Source organism: Porifericola rhodea (assembly GCF_030506305.1).
GTDB lineage: Bacteria > Bacteroidota > Bacteroidia > Cytophagales > Cyclobacteriaceae > Catalinimonas > Catalinimonas rhodea.
Window position 1 is genome coordinate 675,282 of sequence record NZ_CP119421.1, and the last position, 18,973, is coordinate 694,254.

Consider the following 18,973-nt stretch of genomic DNA (forward strand, 5'->3'; position numbering starts at 1 on the left):
AACGCCACTGGACTGATCCCTTTTCCTCAGCTTATCCTAACGAAAATACAACTATTAGCAGTAGAATAGTGAAATGCGTAAGAAATTTGCAGCAATACCTTTGGTGAGCTATCCTTTATGGCCTGGGTGGGTATAAAAAGCCGACCCTATACATAAGAGTCGGCAATAGCTTTAAAGCTCTATTTTTGTACCTAATAACTTCAAAAACTCTGCAATAAAAGCTGAATGGCCTGGCCATGCAGGCGAAGTAACCAGATTACCATCAACTACAGCATCTGTAGCTGGCACATCTACATATTCTCCTCCGGCAAGGGTTACTTCAGGCCCTACTGCGGGATAAGCCGTTAACTTTTTACCCCTTACTACATCCGCGGCGGTAAGTATCTGTATACCGTGGCATACAGCAGCTATAGGTTTGTTTGCTTCGGCAAAGTACTTAGTCGCCTCAATAATTCTGGAATCCAGGCGAAGGTACTCAGGGGCTCTACCTCCGGCAATCATTAACGCATCATAGTCTTTTACATTAATATCATCAAAAGTCGCATTAAGCGTAAAATGGTGCCCCTGGCGCTCTGAATAAGTCTGATACCCATCAAAATCATGAATAGCAGTCATAATTGTATCACCTTTTTTCTTATCAGGGCATACAGCGTGCACCTCATGCCCAACCATGTGCAGCATTTGAAAAGGTACCATGGTTTCATAGTCTTCAGCATAATCTCCTGTGAAAAAGAGAATCTTTTTTTTGGCCATTTGTATAAAGTTTAAGGTTAAACGGATAAGAATTCAAGGTAAAAAAATAGCTCAGCCCTCACAAGATGCGGATGTAAATAAACTATTAAGCCTGAGAAGGGGTAAGTTTTTTGGTTTTAATTTTTCAGCCACCTTAACAAAATTCCTTACTTTAGAGACGCTATGTACAATACTATATACATTAAATAAACCTAAATATTAATTATGCTAGAACAAAGGAAAGTAACGCTGGACGAAAAGGAGATGCCTGATAAGTGGTACAATATTGTGGCGGATATGCCTAATAAACCACTACCTCCGCTAAATCCAGCTACCAGAGAGCCAATTGGCCCTGAAGCCCTGGCTCCTCTTTTCCCTTCTGAACTCATTAAGCAAGAAGTATCTACAGAAAAGTGGATTGACATCCCTGACGAAGTTAGAAACCTATATAGTATCTGGCGGCCTACTCCCCTCTTTCGTGCCCGCGGACTGGAAAAGCTGCTGGATACTCCTGCCAAAATCTATTACAAATACGAGGGCGTGAGCCCCTCTGGCTCTCATAAACCCAATACTGCAATCGCCCAGGCTTATTATAACAAGCAGGAAGGAGTAAAGCGTATTACTACCGAAACAGGCGCCGGACAATGGGGAAGTGCCTTAAGCTTTGCCTGTCGTCATTTTGGAATAGAGTGCGAGGTCTATATGGTAAAAATCAGCTACCACCAGAAGCCCTACCGTAAACTGATGATGAACACCTGGGGCGCTAATGTAGTGGCTTCTCCCAGCGATAAAACACAAGCAGGGCGTGATATTCTAGCAAAAAACCCTGACTCTCCCGGCAGCCTGGGTATTGCCATCTCTGAAGCAGTAGAGCTTGCCGCAAATGATGAGCACACGAAATACGCACTGGGCAGTGTACTTAACCACGTTCTTACTCACCAGACCATTATTGGTGAAGAAGCTATTAAACAGATGGAAAAAGCAGGTGATCTGCCCGATATAGTAGTAGCCCCATTTGGTGGTGGTTCTAACTTTGCCGGGCTGGCTTTTCCATTTATGCGTCTTAATCTGGAAGAGGGCAAAAAAATCAGGTGCATCGCCAGTGAGCCCGCTTCTTGTCCTAAGCTTACCAAGGGCGTATTCCGCTATGATTTTGGCGATAGTGTAGGTATGACTCCACTGCTACCTATGTATACCTTAGGGCACAATTTTGTTCCTGCTCCTATCCATGCCGGAGGCTTACGCTACCATGGTGCTGGAGTAATTGTAAGCCAGCTGCTTAAAGATAAGCTGATGGAAGCCCGCTCACATCACCAGCTAGAGTGTTTTGAAGCCGGAGTGAAATTTGCCCAGGCAGAAGGAATTATACCAGCGCCGGAAGCTAACCACGCTATAGCTACAGTAATAGCTGAGGCTGAAAAAGCGAAGGTAGAAGGAAAATCTAAAACAATCCTTTTCAACCTTTGTGGACATGGCAATTTTGATATGGCAGCTTACGAAAACTATCTTTCTGGTAGGCTGATAGAGCATGAGCTCACCGACGATGAAATACAGTCATCACTTTCTCAACTGGATACCCCTACTGTAGATTAACAATACCAAACAAAGAAGTTAAAGGCTGCCTCACTTTTCTGAGCAGCCTTTTTTATACCATACTTCTTAGCCTTATGAATTTCGTCTAAATGATTAAGCATGAAACCTCCTACAGAAATACAGATACTACAAAGCTGGGAAGAAAATGCCCGGCGCTGGAATAGCCTCATTGAAGAAGATAAGCTGGAAAGTAGGACACTAATTACGAATAAAGCCATACTGCATGCTATCAGAAATCAGAGAATACAAAAAGTTATAGACGTAGGTTGCGGTGAAGGTTGGTTGGTAAGATCATTGAACAGGCTTGGCATGCAGGCTACTGGTATTGATGGTAGCACATCTCTTGTACAGCTGGCAAAAGCTAAAGGTGGAAATTTTCAGCATTTATCGTATCAGCAGCTAATAAGTGGTAAACAAATATCTGGCGCTCCTTTTGAGCTTGCGGTATTCAATTTTTCTATTTTTGACAAGGATGGAACCGATAATTTATTAAATGCCATAAAGCAACTCTTAGTTAAGGGAGGCAGAATTATAATACAAAGTTTACACCCTGAGGCAGTAAGCAAAAATAGCTCAGGTTCCTGGCAAAAAGATGTTTGGCAGGGTTTGCCGGGTGACTTTACCCAACCTTACTCCTGGTATTTAAGAAGTTTTAACGAATGGAATCAACTCTTTCAAAACTGCCATTTACAGCTATTGTCTACCAAAGAATACAGCCATCCTCATACCCATAAACCTTTGTCTGTTATTTTTGAGCTGGCTTAAGCCTTAAACATTATTGTAAAAATTAAATAAGGGCTTCAGCCTTAAAACTCAGTACTTTCTTAAAAACTTAGCTTATATTTTTAACGCCAAGCCCATGCCTCCCGGCGATACAAGATACTTATCAGCCCCTATATGCAAAGTCTTAGCTAAGAAGGGGTAAAATCACTTCAAAAATTATAACGCTACTTTTTAAGCCTGAAACTTCCACTATATGACAGTCCTTTCATAAAATGTAGTGGGCCCGGACGCTCATAAAAATTAATCCTAGCAAAAAGTAAGCTGTCTGTCATTTTGGTCATGAAAATTTTGAGTACAGACAGCTTTACGCTTAAATACCTGTAGGGCTAAGTTTTACTCCTTAAGAAACGGATATGGATTAATGTTTCGGCTAATTCTTCACTATGCACTTCTCCTCTACCCTTTAAATAAGATGTTAAGTTTTGAAGAACAGTATTAATATTTCGTTTAATCTATTGACACAAAAATATTATACCTCTGTTTCCTTATTTTTCACAGAACAAACACCCTAGCTAGTAATAGTACAAAAACTACTAACACTAGCTATCGTCACTCTACTCATTTTCTTAGTTTATCTCACTCACAATCACTGATTTAAGCTCACATTTTAACAGAAGCATAACACTCAGTTAACCACCTCATTCGGCCGAAGATGTAGCTTTGACTAGTATTTTTTTCCAACCTACCAACCTTTTAAACAAGATGAAGAAAAGTTTATCTTTCTTGCTTGCGCCTGCATTTTTAATGCTAAGCTCATGCCACGAAATCATTGAGGAAATCCTGGATGGCCACGATGATAAAGATTCAGGAATTGAATTTAAGAACCATTCCGTAGAGCCTTCCCTTCTTAAAAAAATGCCTGGCTTTAAAGATGTGGAAGTTTATACTCTAATGAGTAGTACCGACAATTTACCTATGTCGCCAGAGTATACGCTGGGCGGCTCAGTAGACGGTGCCGGCCTGCTTAAGTCCGATGATGGATATGTGCTTCTGGTAAACAACGAAGACAACTATGCCGTATCCAGAATCCACTTAAACGAAGAATTTGAGCCGGTAAAGGGCTCTTATATTCTTAACTCCAGCGGTGCAGGCACACGTATGTGCTCTGCCAGTTTGGCTACACCTGAAGAACATGGCTTTGGCCCAATCTTCCTTACTGCTGGTGAGAGTGGCCCTGAGTCACAGACGCATGGAGTAAGCCCTTACGCTGAAGAAGCTGCGGCAAGCATCCCTCAGGTTCTACCTGCTCTTGGTCGCTGGAATGCGGAAAATGCCCTTCCTTTACCGCTTGACGTAACTAAAGGTAAGACTATGATCATCATCGGTGACGACGATAGCGGACCTCAGGGTGGCCAGGTAGCTATGTACATGAGCGATAATCAGGGTGACCTTAACAATGGAAAAGTATATGTACTTCGCCGTGTAGATCAGGACCCTATAGAGAAAAACATGAGCATTAATCAGTCTTATGAAGTAGAATTTGTAGAGATTGAAAATGCCGCGACTAACACAGGTGAGCAGAATAACCTGGCCTCTGAAGCATTGAACTCTATCGCATTTGGCCGCGTAGAAGATCTGGACTATGGTAAAGGTTCGCCTTCTAATAAGCATAATGTATATTTTGAAGTTACCGGACAGCTTTCTGATGATGGATCTCGCTCTAAGTGGGGGCGTACTTATAAGCTTCGCCTGGACCCTGCTAACCCTCTTAAAGGAACTTTAGAAGTACTTCTTGATGGAGATGACCCTTATAGTGATGCATTCCGCTACTACATGAACCCTGATAATATCATGGTGACTGAAAACTATATTTATATTCAGGAAGACCCTAACGGCTACACCAGAGCTGGAGAAGATGAAGGCAGAGAGACACATGACGCCTATCTATACCAGTACAACCTGAAAAACAAAAAGCTTAAGCCTGTATTTGAAACTAACCTATTCCGTGACAACGCTGAGCTTTCTGAGTACTTCAGCACAGAAGATGCAGCTTACGGTGCCTGGGAGTATGGCGCTATGCTAGATGTTACTGATGTATTGGGCGAAACTGAACCTACTTTTGTGCTATGCATACAGCCTCATACCTGGCGCCGTGATGAATTCAAAGGAGTAGATGGCGGAAGCATTCGCCCTAACGAAAATCAAGGAAGCCAAATCGTAGTAATCCGCGGTCTGGACCGCTAGGCTTTTAGCCTCTCATCCTAAAATTACTATAGAAGGAGTACGGTAGTATCGTGCTCCTTCTTACATCATGCCTAAATCTTATGTCCTATGAGTTCAAAATTGCTACACTACCTACCCTTATTTGGCCTATTATTAATTTTTATAAGCTGTGCAGACACAGGGCAAAAAGACAATGTCAGTAGCAGCGAAGCCGTCAAAGCGCTACACGTTAAAAAGGTGCGCCGATTACTAAAAAACAGTGCCCATTTAGACAGCCTGCTCAGGCATGGAGCCGAAGAAGCTGAAGTACAGGAAGCCTTCAAACAAACCCGCCTGGCTTACAAACATACTGAGACTCTGCTGGAGTACTATAATCCTGAACTTGCCAAGAAGCTTAATGGCCCTGCCATTGACAAGCATGACCTCCATGCTGCCGAAAGAAAAGTGTGGCATGCTACAGGTTTTCAGGTAGTAGAAGAGACTATTTTTCCCGAATATGATCAAGCTTTGCAGAAAGAAGCAGCTACACAAATGGGTATCCTCCACGGCTTTCTCAGGGTGTACCAAAATGACCTTGAAGGACTTTTACTCTCGGATAGTAATATCTTTGAAGCTCTGCGTCTGGAGCTCCTGCGTATTATGAGCCTTGGCATTAGCGGTTTTGATTCACCAGTAGCTTTTTACTCGCTGGAAGAAGCTAAAGCAGCCCTGCAGGGGATGGAAGACATTCTGGATATCTACTTTCAGTACAAAGCCCAGGACTCCAGCGTACATAAACTGAAAAAGCAATTTGAAGATGCTAAAAGCTACTTGACACAAAACGATAATTTTGACGAATTTAATCATCTTACCTTTATTAAAGAGCATATAGATGCTATCTCGCAGGAGTTGTATGCATTTCAGAAGTTAGTAGAGGTACCCAACAATAGCTGGGCAACGGCCATTAATCTGGAAGAAGGATCATTTTTCAGCCCCAACACCTTCAATACTGATTTTTTTGCTCCACCCTTTAATAGAAATAACAAACCTGAAGTGGTAGCCCTGGGCAAAGTTCTTTTTAACGAGCCTATGCTTTCAGGGAACAACAGCCGCTCCTGCGCCTCCTGCCATCAGGCTGATAAAGCCTTTAGCGATGGTATGAAGAAAAGTATGACCCTTGATGGGCACAGTGAAATTCAGAGAAATGCGCCCACCATAATAAACTCTACTTTTCAGCGGCTACAGTTTTATGATTCGCGGATGAACTTTCTGGAAGGCCAGATCGCAGACGTAGTTGCAAACCCTGAAGAGATGCATGGCTCGGTAGAAGAGGCTGCCAGCAAACTGGCTATGCATAAAGAATATCGCGATTTATTTGCTGAAGCTTTTGATGAAGATAGTATTACCGCTAAGAACCTGCAAAGAGCCATCGCCGCCTACGTACGTTCTCTTAATGGCTTGAACGCGCCCTTTGATCAATACATGCGAGGTGATACCTCGGCAATGACAAAAGCTCAGATTCATGGGTTTAACCTGTTTATGGGCAAAGCTAAATGCGCTACCTGTCACTTTCTGCCACTATTTAACGGCACCGTACCTCCTGCCTATCTGGATACCGAATCTGAAGTTTTGGGTGTACCTGCTGAGAGTGACACGGCTAATGCGGTAGTAGACCCTGATTTGGGTAAGTATGAGATTTATGGTGGTGAGCTTTTAAAATTTGCCTTTAAAACTCCGACAGTACGCAATGCCGCACTTACTGCTCCTTATATGCATAATGGTGTGTATGCTACTCTGGAGGAGGTAATTGATTTTTATAATCGTGGAGGTGGTGCTGGTATTGGTATAGCCCTGGAACATCAGACTTTACCGCCAGACCCACTTAATCTGAGCCAGCAGGAGCAGCAAGATCTGGTAAGTTTCCTCCATGCACTGACCGATACGACAGGTTTAACTGCCCCACCTAAAGCTATTGTAGTTCCGCAAAACATCGCGCTCAAACGTTAAGCCTCAAGCACGACCAAAAATTTAAGCTACAGCTTGACAGAGTGTGAGTACTTTCAACCTTAAATTTAGCCATATCATACTCCCTGCCTTTTACAGCAGGGAGTTTACCTTTCTACTCATTTGCTCTCTTTACAGAAACCCAACCTGACTTGTTTATTACTTTGTCTTTTGGATCGCCTTTATATCTTACCTGAGCGCCAAAGCCATTTGCCTCTACATACAGACGCTCGGTAGCATATACCAATAGTGAGCCTGTACCATTAATCTCAGCATCAACATTTTTGGCTTCTAGCTCTAAAGCATCCAGCTTGCCTGTACCGTCCAGCAGTAGCTGACAGCGCTGAGCCTGCCCCGATGCCACCACATCTGCTGTACCAGCAATCTCTACTTCAAGGTGGTCTACCTCTAACTGAAGTTTGTTTTTGCCCATACCTTCGGCTACAAAGCGAAAAGTATCATGAGTGATAGGAGTTTCACTAATTACATCTACAATTCCTTCTGTTTTAATACTACTTAACTCCTGATAAGAAACATAGGCCGTAATTTTTGGGTAAAGATCCCATACATCATCATTATCACGGTCATAGGTGATGTAAAGGGTATTGCCACGGACATACGTTTTTACCCTTCGCATATCAACATCATCACTAGCTTCCAGTTCCAGAGCTGGCATTTTACCTTCGCTGAGGATCATCTCTCCTCTACCTTCAAAAACAATGTGCTCAAACCTTTCTACCTTCCGCTGCTCTATATTCTGGGCGTGTAGCCCAAAGCAAGCGGCCAGTAGTAAACTGATTAGGGTTAATGTTCTCATAGTTGATTTGTGGTGTGGTGTATTACTAAAGATACGCAAATAGCATGTATAAAGGTTAGCCTGTTTTAAACCAGTTTGTTTCTCTTTGACTTTGGCTTAAGCATAATTTTATCTTTGATTACCAGATAGATACCGCTAAACGTAAAAAGCATTCCTACAGCATGGTAGCCATAGAAAGTTTCTCCCAGAAAAAATATGGCCATCAGGCTTCCAAACAAAGGAATAAGGTGAGAGAAGAGTCCTGCTATGTTACCTCCAACTTTACTCACACCATAGTTGAAAAATAAATAAGCTACAAATGACGGAAATATCCCCAGATACCCTACAGTAATAAATACATCTTTATTCCAGACAATAGGCTCTGTATTTGACATCTCCCAAAGAAAAAAGGGCAAAAGCATAACAACTCCCAAAAAGAAAGTGGTAGCTAAAAAGCTTAAGGGATGCACTTGAGGCCTAAATCTGAGTAGATTGGTATAACCCGCATAAAAGACTATCGCGCCTATCACCCACAAATCTCCCCGGTTTAAACCTGTGTGAGCCAATGTGCTGATGCTACCCTTAGCCACTAAAGTTAAAGTGCCCAACAACGACACCAGTATGCCTACAACCTGTAGTTTTTTAAGCTTCTCATTAAAAAACGCAAAAGACATAAGTACTACTACTACCGGCAAAAAAGATTGCAACAGCAGACTATTAAGCGCAGTAGTGTCTTGCAGAGCAATGTAAATCATGGTGTTGAAAGCAGTAATGCCTAAAAAAGATATAGAGAGCAAAACCAAAAGTTGCTTACGTATAATACAGATGTCCTGCTTTACCTTTTTCCAGGAAAATATAATAACGATAAAGAGGGCCAGAGACCAACGCATAAAAGCAAGGCTGATAGGCGGAACATCCGTAGCCAAAGCTTTGCTGATTACGACATTGCCTGCCCAGAACAGGGAGGCAAATGTTAGTAGCAGGAAAGGGTTTTTCATACCTCTAAGTTGTAATTTGCTCGTCCGAATCACAATGTCACCAGCGACCAAATTGTTCTGAAATAAATAGAATGATAAGAAATACTCACAAACAAAAAATCCCGACTACTAGAGCCGGGATTACTTTTTACTAACATACTCAAGCATTAGGGCGAAACTTCCTCAGGCTTTTCCACTTTAAAGGAGTATGCTGTACTACCTGCCAGGCCTTCGTTTGTCAGACCATTGACCAGCACTCTGTAGCTTGTATTTCTGTCTGCGGTATAGAAGCTAACCATCGCTTTTCCATCTTCCTTGGTTTGGATGTTAGGGTTCCAGTACAATGTAGTACGATAGTCGGGCAGGTCTGCCTTACCATCCGCAGTATACTTAGGCGAATAAAACTCTCTGGCTTTATGGTAGCCCCTCTGAGAATGTAATATGATATGGTCTGAGGGTTCTACCTCTTCGTATTGTGGCCCGCCTCTTTTGGTATAAAGAGCAATAACACCATTACCTCCTCGGCCACCGTATATCGCTGCCGATGGGCCTTTTAGAACTTCAACTCTATCAAGATCAAACTGGTTAATGGTTGAAAGTGCCGAAGCATCTACAGGCATACCATCAATCAGGTAAAGTGGAGCACCTCCTCCTCTGATAGAAGCCCGATAATCATACATACCTGATCTCAATATATTTACTCCCGGAATTCTACCTTGTAAAGATTCCAGTATATTTCCTGAAGAAGCAACCGGAAGCGTACTTGCGTCTATCACCACATCTGCCCGGGTATGCAACCTGAAGGGCTCTACTATTTCTTGTCGCCTTTCCTGCACCACAATTTCTTTAAGAAGCATTTCTTTCAGACCTACCTGCATTGACTGCTCTACCGAAGCCTGGTTAGCGCTGCGGCTTACAAACTTTTCTGTACTTGCCACTAGTTCATCGGCATATACACTTTCAGCTTCTTCACTCCACTGAGGTACAAAGCCAGCTTCATCCATCAGTACTTTTACATCTCGTCTACCTTTAGCAGTGGTACCCTGGATCACAAACTCTACGCTATCGTAATAGTCAAATCCTTCAAAAGAGAAATATCCGTTTTTGTCAGTTTCTTCTACTAAAAATATATCTGGCTGATCTTTAACATACAGAATTACCTCACCGTTCTCTACGGGGGTGCCATTGTCTTTTTCCAGCTTACCATCTACAGAAAGCGCATTTTTACGGTTTTGAGTAATTTGAGGCAGCTCTTCATACCAGTTAAATCTACGCCAGCCATGCGTCATCATCACCAGCGAAAGTGCCTCTTTTTTCTCTGCATTTATATCTTTAAAATAGTAATCCGGCTGCTCAATATGGCCTTTTAGCTCTGAGCTAAGCAACAAATGAGCGTTCAAGCTTCTTTTTTCCTGATCTTCAGGCACCAGTTCCTCATCAGTAACAGCCATTGACAAATTAGCTGCTACTGGCTTACCTTCAGCATCAAAAGTCTCAATACTTAGTTTTACCTGCTCTCTTTGCAGATAGTCAGGTTCATGCGTGCTAATCTTAAGTTGTAGTTGCTTTTCCGGATGTAAAAACACCAGTCTTTCTGCCAGTGGCTGTCCTTGTGTATCAGATAAAGTAATGCGGTTAATACCTGCTGGCAGATCATTTTTGGCAAGTTTCACAATTTGACTTTCACCTTCCAGCATCACTTTTTCTGTATGGAGGAGTTTGTCGTTTCCAACTACTGCAAGAAGTAGCGGAGAGGCCCCTTCTCCTTTAGTATGTATGTTGACCTGAATAAACTCTGCATCAGCGTATTCTTTAACCCGCAAGCCATAACCCTGATTTTTGACTTGCGGAAGAACGTATTTCTCCTGGCTTCCGTCAGCTAAACTTACTACAGCAGTATAGTTTTTACCCGCTTCAGGGATAAATTCTACCGCTCCCATACCCTCATGTGTCGTTTCAAAACTAAGTATAGAGTTACCTTCAGCATCCACTATTTCACCTCTTGCATCTACACTCTTACCTTGCTTATCAATAGCTTTAAATGCTAGCCGGGTATGAATGCCAGCTACCCAATCCCCTCCTTCAGGAAAAAACTGTAGGTCAGCCAACTGGCTCGTATACTTATCACTAATTGTAGTACCCAATGAAGGTTCAGCTCTAGCCTGCCACACACGAATATTTTTGCGAAAAAATTGTGCATCATCAAAATTACGCATCCAATCGGTATAAGATATCAGTTGGTAAGCACCTGACTCCAAAGTGTCTGGCAAGCTAATGCTAGCCTCAGCTTTACCATCCTGCGCAGCTAGCTTGATTTGCTTAATGCTTTCGCCTTCTTCATTCAGTATATCAACGTACAAAAGAGCATCTTGAGGAAGGGGCTGGTTGGTGGCAGCTTCTACCAGATATGCCTTAAGCCATACAGTTTCGCCTGCCACGTACTGTGACTTGTCCAGGTGAAGGTATAGCTTTTCAGAATTGTAGTTGACCCTATAGGTCTCAAGCTTGTTTTTTATAGTATCAATCAGCCCCTGTATGGGGTCATCTTTCCATATAAACGCCGATAGTCCAAAGAAAAGGACCAGACAGGCAAGTAGGCTTATTTTATATTTTTTCATCTGTTTACAGTTTTGAGTCATAGCTTAGATACCGCGACAACATGTATCCGGTTTGTGCTAAGCTTTCTATACTATTACAAAGCTTAGACAAGAGAAAATGTTCCGCATTCAGGTGTATAACGCCCTATAAATCAGAATGGTATAGTAGACCTGTATTTCAGAAGGAATTATGCTGCACATTGGCTTAGCAAGCATAAAACACAAAAAAACCGAACACCCTTAGTGTTCGGTCTTAGCATTGTATATTTAAATTTGAGGTAGTTATCTTGAAAGATCCATCACCAGCTCCATTCTCATGTAATGTCCACCACTTACCTCAGTGGTACTTTTTTCTTCTTTAATTGAGATGGTAGCTTCTTCATTTTCCAGAGATCTAATTTCTACATGCATCTCTTTATCCTGCGCATTGAGCACTATTGTTTGAGCGTTTTTTACTCTCCACATTCCTTTTTGAATTTGCTGGTCTGGAAGTAGAATTTCGTAAGAGTAATCATCTTTAAAGTTGAAAACTGTACCGGAAGGTATGCCTTTAAATCCACGTCTAAATTTATGTGCTAAAGCCGAAGGGTTGAAGTTTCTGCCTGTTCTGCTGGAAAGGTGTACTGCCATCTCCTCAAAATGTTCATCTATCTGTTTTCCGTTAATGTACATTTCCTGGCTGCGGAGATACCATTTGCCTACAATTTTGTGTCCTATGTTTAGATCTTCTGCTTCATCCACAGGTGAGAAAGCAAAGACAAACCATGAGCATATACATATAATACCAAAGTGTCTCATAACGTATTGCATCTGATAATATTATAAAAGTACAAAAACATCTACACATTTTTATACTTTATCTAGATTAGTTTTGATGCAATCTCAAAGACACTTTAAATATGAACAAAATACTCTTAGCGTTATCCTTTCTTAATAAATGAAAGAGCCAAACGTAGTTTGTAATATGGATACCGCTCTTTAAAATGTACAAATAGCTCTTTTAAACCTTCTGGCTTAGCTAGTTTATACCAGGCCTGCATAATTTCATTAATCTCAGTATCGCTGATATAGGTGGAGATATCTACAGCTTCTCCTTTCTCATAGAGATATGCGATATGGCTATAGACGGTGATAACATTGATGCCTCTTTCTTTAGCAATTTCTTCAGGGCTAGCTCCCTGCTTAAGCATTGTAAAAGTCTCCTGATAAGTTTTTCCCTTAATATTTTTAGGGCTACTCTCCTTCATCACATAAGTTTTGATAGCATCCAGAAAAATAGTTCCGTACTTGTCTAGCTTATGCTGTCCTACTCCAGATATACTCGCCATATCGCTTAGGTACATGGGTCTTTCGGAAACCATTTCCTGTAAGGTAGAGTCATTAAATATGACATAGGCAGGCACATCCTCATGCCGGGCCAGGTTTTTCCGCACATCCCTCAAATGGTTAAAAAGTGCATCTTCAAAAGTGGCGGTCTTACTTTTAATTTTGGTTCCGCTGAGCGGAGCATGACTTGGCCTGGTAAGCTTTACCTGATGACCATTAAAAAGTACCTCATCTCCAATATGTGTTACTTTAAGCTTGTTAAAATTGGTAAAATCAATTTCCAGAAGTCCCTGGTTAATCATTTGACCAATGTAGCTTAGCCAGTCTTCTTTGGAGATATCTTTGCCTGCTCCAAATGTCTTGATCTGGTCAAAACCCATGCTTAAGATTTCTTTACGTTCAGAGCCTCGCAGTACATCTACCAGCATGTTAACACCTACATTGTCGTTCAGTCTTTTAACTGCCGATAATGCTTTCTGAGAGATTACAGTACCTTCAAAATATTCTGGAGGATTCAGGCAATTGTCGCAATGGCCGCAGGGCTGCGAGCGGTGCTCGCCAAAGTAGCTCAGAATCATATTGGTACGGCAGCTGGTAGCCTGCCCAAACTCCAGCATACGGTTGAGTTTAGAGCGCTGTACTATTTTAAAAGACTCATCAGCCTGGCTATCATCTATAAATTGCCGTAAAATCTGTGCATCCTGAAAGCTGAAGTAAAGAATGGTGTCGGAAGCTAAACCGTCTCTACCGGCCCTACCTATCTCCTGATAATAGCTTTCAATATTTTTAGGCAAATTAAAGTGCAGCACATAGCGTATGTTAGGCTTGTCTATACCCATACCAAAAGCAATGGTAGCACAGATTACTTTAATTTCATCCTGCTGAAAAGCCTGCTGAATACGATTACGCTCATCAGCTTTAAGTTCTGCGTGATAATAGGCTGCTTTAATACCAACTTCGCAAAGCGCAGCAGATACTTTTTCTGTAGACTTACGGCTCAGGCAGTAGATAATACCGCATTCATCTTTCCGCTGTATTACATAATCTTTAATAACGTTAAGGCGTTGTACAGAGCCCTGTACCTGTAGATGCAGATTTTTACGTTCAAAGCTAGATAAAAACTTATGAGGCTTGCGTAAGGCCAGCTTCTCCGCAATGTCTGTCTGAGTGGCTTTATCGGCAGTGGCGGTAAGTGCCATATAGGGTACGTGAGGAAAATGCTGCATCAGCTCTGGCAGGCGGGTATACTCCTGTCTGAAATCATTTCCCCAGATAGAAACACAATGGGCCTCATCTATAGCGATGAAACTTACTTTCTTTCGTTTAATATAAGAGATAAAAGAAGCACTTACGGCCCTCTCCGGCGAGATGTACAACAACTTCAGAATACCTTCTTCTATCTGCTCTTTAATTCTGCGATTATCTTCAGCAGTATTACTACTATTCAGTGCGGCAGCAGCAATTCCGTTAGCCAGCATAGCATCTACCTGGTCTTGCATAAGGGCTATCAAGGGTGATATTACCAGAGTAAAGCCTTCTAAAGCCAGTGCCGGCAACTGATAGCAGAGCGACTTTCCGCCGCCGGTAGGCATAATAATCAGACTGTCTTTTTTTGCTAGCGTATGCCTGACAATCTCTTCCTGCTGCGGACGAAAACTATCGTAACCAAAATACTTTTTAAGAAACTGATGTATATCTACTGACATGAAAATGCTTAAAGATTATAATTTGCTCAAAAGCAGGGCAGGTAAATACTGTTTTACTTTTTTTTGAGTGGGTGAAGCAGATAGTCTAACCCATTACTTTTGATCACCAGCATGGTAGACAAGAGCATACCCAGCTTGCCCTGAGGAAAACCCTTATTAGCAAACCATTCCAGGTAGCTTACCGGCAAATCGCAAAGCAGACGGTCTTTGTACTTACCAAAAGGCATTTTCATGCGTACAAGGTTTTCTAAAATCTGGGGTTGCAACTCTTCCATAGTAAGTGTGCCGTGGGCTGATGATGTTTTTGAAAAAAGAAGAACCACAAAAGTAAATTTTTAGATCCGTTTTTCCTTAAGTCTGATACGATATATGAGCCAGGATTTTACTTCATCTTCCCTTTTATGAATATTGGCGTGAATAGCCTATTTTACGATGACTAAACGGACTTATACACTTATACTAAACCTAAACTCATGAAAAACATTTATGTCAACCGCAGGCATTTTTTAAAATCAGCATCAGCCTCTCTTGCACTTTCTACTCTTGGCCCCGGAGGGCTGGACGTTATCTTTCAGGAGAAGCCTTACCGTGTTGGCCTTATTGGCACCGGCTGGTATGGTAAAAGTGACCTTTTTCGCCTGATGCAGGTAGCCCCGGTAGAGGTAATCTCGCTTTGCGATGTAGACAAAAATATGCTGACGGAAGCAGCACAACTGGTAAGCCAGCGCCAAAAGTCTGGCAAAAGTCCGCGCCTGTATAACGATTATCGTAAAATGCTGGCCGAGAGCGAGCTCGATATTGTACTAATCGGCTCTCCTGACCACTGGCATGCTTTACAAACTATTGACGCATTGAAGGCAGGCACACATGTGTACGTACAAAAACCTATAAGTGTGGATGTGATGGAAGGCGAAGCCATGTTGGCTGCCGCTCGCAAATACAACAGGGTGGTACAGGTAGGAACTCAGCGGAAAAGTACGCCACACCTTATAGAAGCAAAAAAGAACATTGTAGATAAAAGCATGTTGGGTAAGATATCTCATGTAGAGATGTGCTGCTACTATCATATGCGCGCCAATGGGAACCCTCCGGTACAGCCAGTACCCGACTTTCTGGACTATGAAATGTGGACTGGCCCTGCTCCATTACGCCCCTATGACGGACTGCCACACCGGCGCTGGTGGCGTACATTTATGGAGTACGGTAATGGCATTATGGGCGATATGTGTATTCATATGCTGGACACCGTCCGCTGGATGATTGACCTGGGCTGGCCTAAAAAAATCAGCTCAACGGGCGGCATATATGTGCAGAAAGAGGGTAAATCTAATATAGCAGATACCCAATCCGCAGTATTTGAGTATGATGACCTTAATTGTGTGTGGACACACCGTAGCTGGGGTACACCCGCCGATCCTGAATACCCCTGGGCTTTTAAAATTTACGGAGAAAAAGGTACTCTTAAGGCCAGTGTCATGAAGTATGAATTTGTACCCCAGGGGGGTGGTACTCCCATTCAAAAAGATGTGATTTACGAAAGAGAAAAGTACCCAGAAGACCTGAAGGAAAAAGACATAGAACTACATGCCGCACCTGCTACCCGCCTGCATATGCTTGATTTCTTATCAGCTATAAAAAATGGAGGTCGGCCAGTAGCCGATATAGAAGAAGGCCATATATCTACTGCCAGCTGTATTCTGGCTAATTTATCTATGCAGACCCAAAGACCTTTGGTTTACGATCATCAGAAACGACAAATTGTAAACGATAGAGAGGCAAATGGCTTACTACAGCGAAGCTACCGTGAGCCCTGGATACATCCAGACCCTAAAAATGTGTAAAATGCAAAGCGTAGCTGATTTAAATTGGCTACGTTTTTTTGTCACTATCAATTTTAAAATTGTGCTTTTAATTAACAGGCGTCAAACTTATGATAAAAAATATGAACTGATAAGTTGTTATCGGAGTTGATACTGTTCGGTGAGCTCAAAAATAAATTAAAGACATTTTTTATAAGTGTCATTATAAGCAAATTAATACTACTCTACTTAATATAGGCACTACAGAATAACTAATAAGGCATTATAAACCTACTTATACTACACTCAATAAATATACGTATTTGCTTGTATTGTCTTATATAACACGCTTAATTGCAATCTTTTACACATAAATTTTTTCATGATATTAAATGACTTAAAGGAGCATACTTCACTGCAGCACAAACAGTTAGAGTCACATCCCTTACTTCATCAACTTACATCTGACGATCTGACTCTGACTAAGTATTCTACCATTTTAAGAAAGTTTTATGGATTTTTTTCTCCTTTGGAAGAGCGCATCGCTACTCATATCTCAAAAGAACAATTAGCTGATCTGGAGAAGCGAAGAAAATCATCATTACTTTTGTTAGACCTTGAGAGGTTGGAGCAAACACTTCCTACTCAGATTTGCGAAGATTTACCCGAAATTAAAAATACTGCTCAGGCGCTGGGCACGCTGTATGTGATGGAAGGCTCTACCCTGGGAGGGCAGATGATTGCCAGGCAACTCCATAAATCTCTGGGGCTTTCGCCAGAACGAGGTACTGCTTTTTTTTATGGTTATGGTAAAGATACCGGCAAGCAGTGGAAAAGATTTCAAGCTGCTTTAACACAATTTTCTGAGGAGGAGCCACAGTATCAGAGAGCTATCTATGGCGCTCAGAACACTTTTTCAAAATTTTATAACTGGCTTCACGTATGAATACTTACTCCACTACAAAAAATTACGACTCAGAATTCTGTGGTAGCATTCCTCTAAACTTTATCAACCTTATTCAGCCCCATGGTATGATGATGGTGGTGAATAAGGAGATGGAGATCATTCAGCTAAGCGAAAATGTTGAGCAGCTACTTGGCATAAGCCCTGAGCAGATAGTGGGCAAAAAATTTAACTCCATCCTGAAAGAGGAGGACTTAGAAGGGTTTGAGCAAAAAATACAACGAAGAAAAACCTATGATAACGTACCTCATGTACTTCACCTGAAGGGTACAGAGGAGACCCTTCGTTTTACTGTGGTTATCCATTTTCATGAGCAGTATTTTCTGCTAGAGCTGGAACCCCTCAAAGAGGTTACCAGCGATATCACGTTTATCAGCGCCTACCAAGACATTAAAAATATTATTGCCATTCTTCAGCAGTCTAAAGGGCTAAAAGAATTTGGTAAGCTCGCTGCCGAAGAAATTAGAAGCTACTCTGGCTTTGATAGAGTGATGATATACAAGTTTGATGAACAATGGAATGGCTCTGTTATAGCTGAGGCACAGGATGGTTCTCTTGAGTCTTACCTGGACCTAAAATTCCCTGCTTCTGATATTCCTAAGCAGGCACGTCAGCTATATTTTAAAACTCCCTACCGTATTATACCGGATGTAAATTTTACACCGGTAAAGCTGTACCCTATTGTTAACTCTATTACTAAAGGCTTTACTGATATCTCGGATTGTACACTAAGGAGTGTTCCTCCGGTACATATAGAGTATTTAAACAACATGAAGGTACATGCGTCTATGTCTACACCTATTATTGTAGACGGCAAACTTTGGGGCTTAATCTCCTGCCACCATAATACGCCTAAGCACGTCCCTTTTGAAACACGCTATGCGTTTGAGGTACTCAGCGGGCTCATTTCTTCTCAACTGGCATCACACGAGAGAGAAGAACGCCTGCTACACATGAGCAAACGCCGTGAGCTTGAGCTGGACCTGATAGACCTGGTACATAAGGGAAAAGAATTAAATAGTAGTATCTTTACCAATTCTGACACTATATTAGATCTGTTTGGAGCGGGTGGAATAGCTATGGTCTTGGGCAATGATTACCACCATAGAGGAGAAGTTCCTTCAGAAAAGCAAACACAAGAATTAGTTAAATGGTTAAGGATATTCAACAAAGACAAAGTATTTGCTACCAGATCCTTAGTTGCTCATTTAAAGGTGGCCGAAGCCTATAAAAACATTGGCAGTGGCTTACTGGCGATACAATTCTCACACTCTCCTCTGGGCTTCCTCCTTTTGTTCAGGCCGGAAATAGTCCATACCGTGAAGTGGGGAGGCAACCCAAATGATGCTATCAATTTTGAAGATGATAAGCAAAAATATCATCCGAGAAACTCGTTTAAGCAATGGCAAGAAAAAGTAGAGTTTACCTCTATGCCCTGGGAAGAAGAATTAATTGGTGTATCAAAAACTCTGAGAACTGTCATGCTTGAGAAGATGTTGATAGATTTACAGGAATAGACTTTTTTGAAAGCAGGGAAAGGTAGGTGTTTTGTAA

Annotated in this window: 14 protein-coding genes; 7 read left to right on the plus strand and 7 right to left on the minus strand. The window is 41.9% G+C overall.

Annotated elements, in window-relative coordinates; genetic code table 11:
• Positions 1 to 171 precede the first annotated feature (171 nt).
• Entirely contained in the window at positions 172 to 753 is a 582-nt protein-coding gene (locus PZB74_RS02985) for a DJ-1/PfpI family protein (RefSeq protein ID WP_302240651.1), read from the minus strand.
• Positions 754 to 957: 204 nt separating this feature from the next.
• Between PZB74_RS02985 and PZB74_RS02990 the strand changes: the two genes are divergently transcribed.
• The 4 genes from PZB74_RS02990 (at position 958) to PZB74_RS03005 (ending at position 7,257) form a co-directional block, all read left to right on the plus strand.
• Positions 958 to 2,325 carry a TrpB-like pyridoxal phosphate-dependent enzyme gene (locus tag PZB74_RS02990; protein WP_302240653.1) on the plus strand — a complete coding sequence of 456 codons (1,368 nt, stop codon included), beginning with the start codon at positions 958 to 960 and terminating at the stop codon, positions 2,323 to 2,325.
• Between the two features lie 99 nt (positions 2,326 to 2,424).
• On the plus strand, positions 2,425 to 3,090 hold the full coding sequence (locus PZB74_RS02995; RefSeq protein ID WP_302240654.1) for a class I SAM-dependent methyltransferase: 666 nt from the start codon (positions 2,425 to 2,427) through the stop codon (positions 3,088 to 3,090).
• Between the two features lie 720 nt (positions 3,091 to 3,810).
• A complete protein-coding gene (locus tag PZB74_RS03000; RefSeq protein ID WP_302240656.1) occupies positions 3,811 to 5,292 on the plus strand; it encodes a hypothetical protein in 1,482 nt (493 codons plus the stop codon).
• A gap of 87 nt (positions 5,293 to 5,379) precedes the next feature.
• On the plus strand, positions 5,380 to 7,257 hold the full coding sequence (locus PZB74_RS03005) for a cytochrome-c peroxidase (RefSeq protein ID WP_302240657.1): 1,878 nt from the start codon (positions 5,380 to 5,382) through the stop codon (positions 7,255 to 7,257).
• Between the two features lie 112 nt (positions 7,258 to 7,369).
• Here PZB74_RS03005 and PZB74_RS03010 read toward each other — a convergent pair whose 3' ends face one another.
• The 6 genes from PZB74_RS03010 to PZB74_RS03035 all read right to left on the minus strand — a co-directional run bounded on the left by PZB74_RS03010 (position 7,370) and on the right by PZB74_RS03035 (position 14,931).
• On the minus strand, positions 7,370 to 8,071 hold the full coding sequence (locus PZB74_RS03010) for a head GIN domain-containing protein (RefSeq protein ID WP_302240658.1): 702 nt from the start codon (positions 8,069 to 8,071) through the stop codon (positions 7,370 to 7,372).
• A 65-nt stretch (positions 8,072 to 8,136) separates the two neighbouring features.
• Complete coding sequence (locus tag PZB74_RS03015; protein ID WP_302240660.1) at positions 8,137 to 9,048, minus strand: DMT family transporter; 912 nt, start codon at positions 9,046 to 9,048, stop codon at positions 8,137 to 8,139.
• Positions 9,049 to 9,194: 146 nt separating this feature from the next.
• On the minus strand, positions 9,195 to 11,645 hold the full coding sequence (locus PZB74_RS03020) for a TonB-dependent receptor plug domain-containing protein (protein WP_302240661.1): 2,451 nt from the start codon (positions 11,643 to 11,645) through the stop codon (positions 9,195 to 9,197).
• Between the two features lie 261 nt (positions 11,646 to 11,906).
• Complete coding sequence (locus PZB74_RS03025; RefSeq protein ID WP_302240663.1) at positions 11,907 to 12,365, minus strand: hypothetical protein; 459 nt, start codon at positions 12,363 to 12,365, stop codon at positions 11,907 to 11,909.
• Positions 12,366 to 12,544: 179 nt separating this feature from the next.
• Entirely contained in the window at positions 12,545 to 14,656 is a 2,112-nt protein-coding gene (gene recQ, locus PZB74_RS03030; protein WP_302240665.1) for a DNA helicase RecQ, read from the minus strand.
• A gap of 53 nt (positions 14,657 to 14,709) precedes the next feature.
• Positions 14,710 to 14,931: a DUF3820 family protein gene (locus PZB74_RS03035; RefSeq protein WP_302240666.1), complete on the minus strand. Its 222-nt coding sequence runs from the start codon at positions 14,929 to 14,931 to the stop codon at positions 14,710 to 14,712.
• Between the two features lie 198 nt (positions 14,932 to 15,129).
• Between PZB74_RS03035 and PZB74_RS03040 the strand changes: the two genes are divergently transcribed.
• From PZB74_RS03040 to PZB74_RS03050, 3 genes are all read left to right on the plus strand, one after another.
• Positions 15,130 to 16,497 (plus strand): Gfo/Idh/MocA family protein, encoded by a 1,368-nt coding sequence (locus PZB74_RS03040; protein WP_302240667.1) that lies wholly within the window; start codon positions 15,130 to 15,132, stop codon positions 16,495 to 16,497.
• 340 nt (positions 16,498 to 16,837) lie between these two features.
• Entirely contained in the window at positions 16,838 to 17,401 is a 564-nt protein-coding gene (locus tag PZB74_RS03045; protein WP_302240669.1) for a biliverdin-producing heme oxygenase, read from the plus strand.
• Positions 17,398 to 18,936: a GAF domain-containing protein gene (locus tag PZB74_RS03050; protein ID WP_302240671.1), complete on the plus strand. Its 1,539-nt coding sequence runs from the start codon at positions 17,398 to 17,400 to the stop codon at positions 18,934 to 18,936. Before PZB74_RS03045 ends, PZB74_RS03050 begins: the two co-directional genes overlap by 4 nt.
• The last annotated feature ends 37 nt before the right edge of the window (positions 18,937 to 18,973 follow it).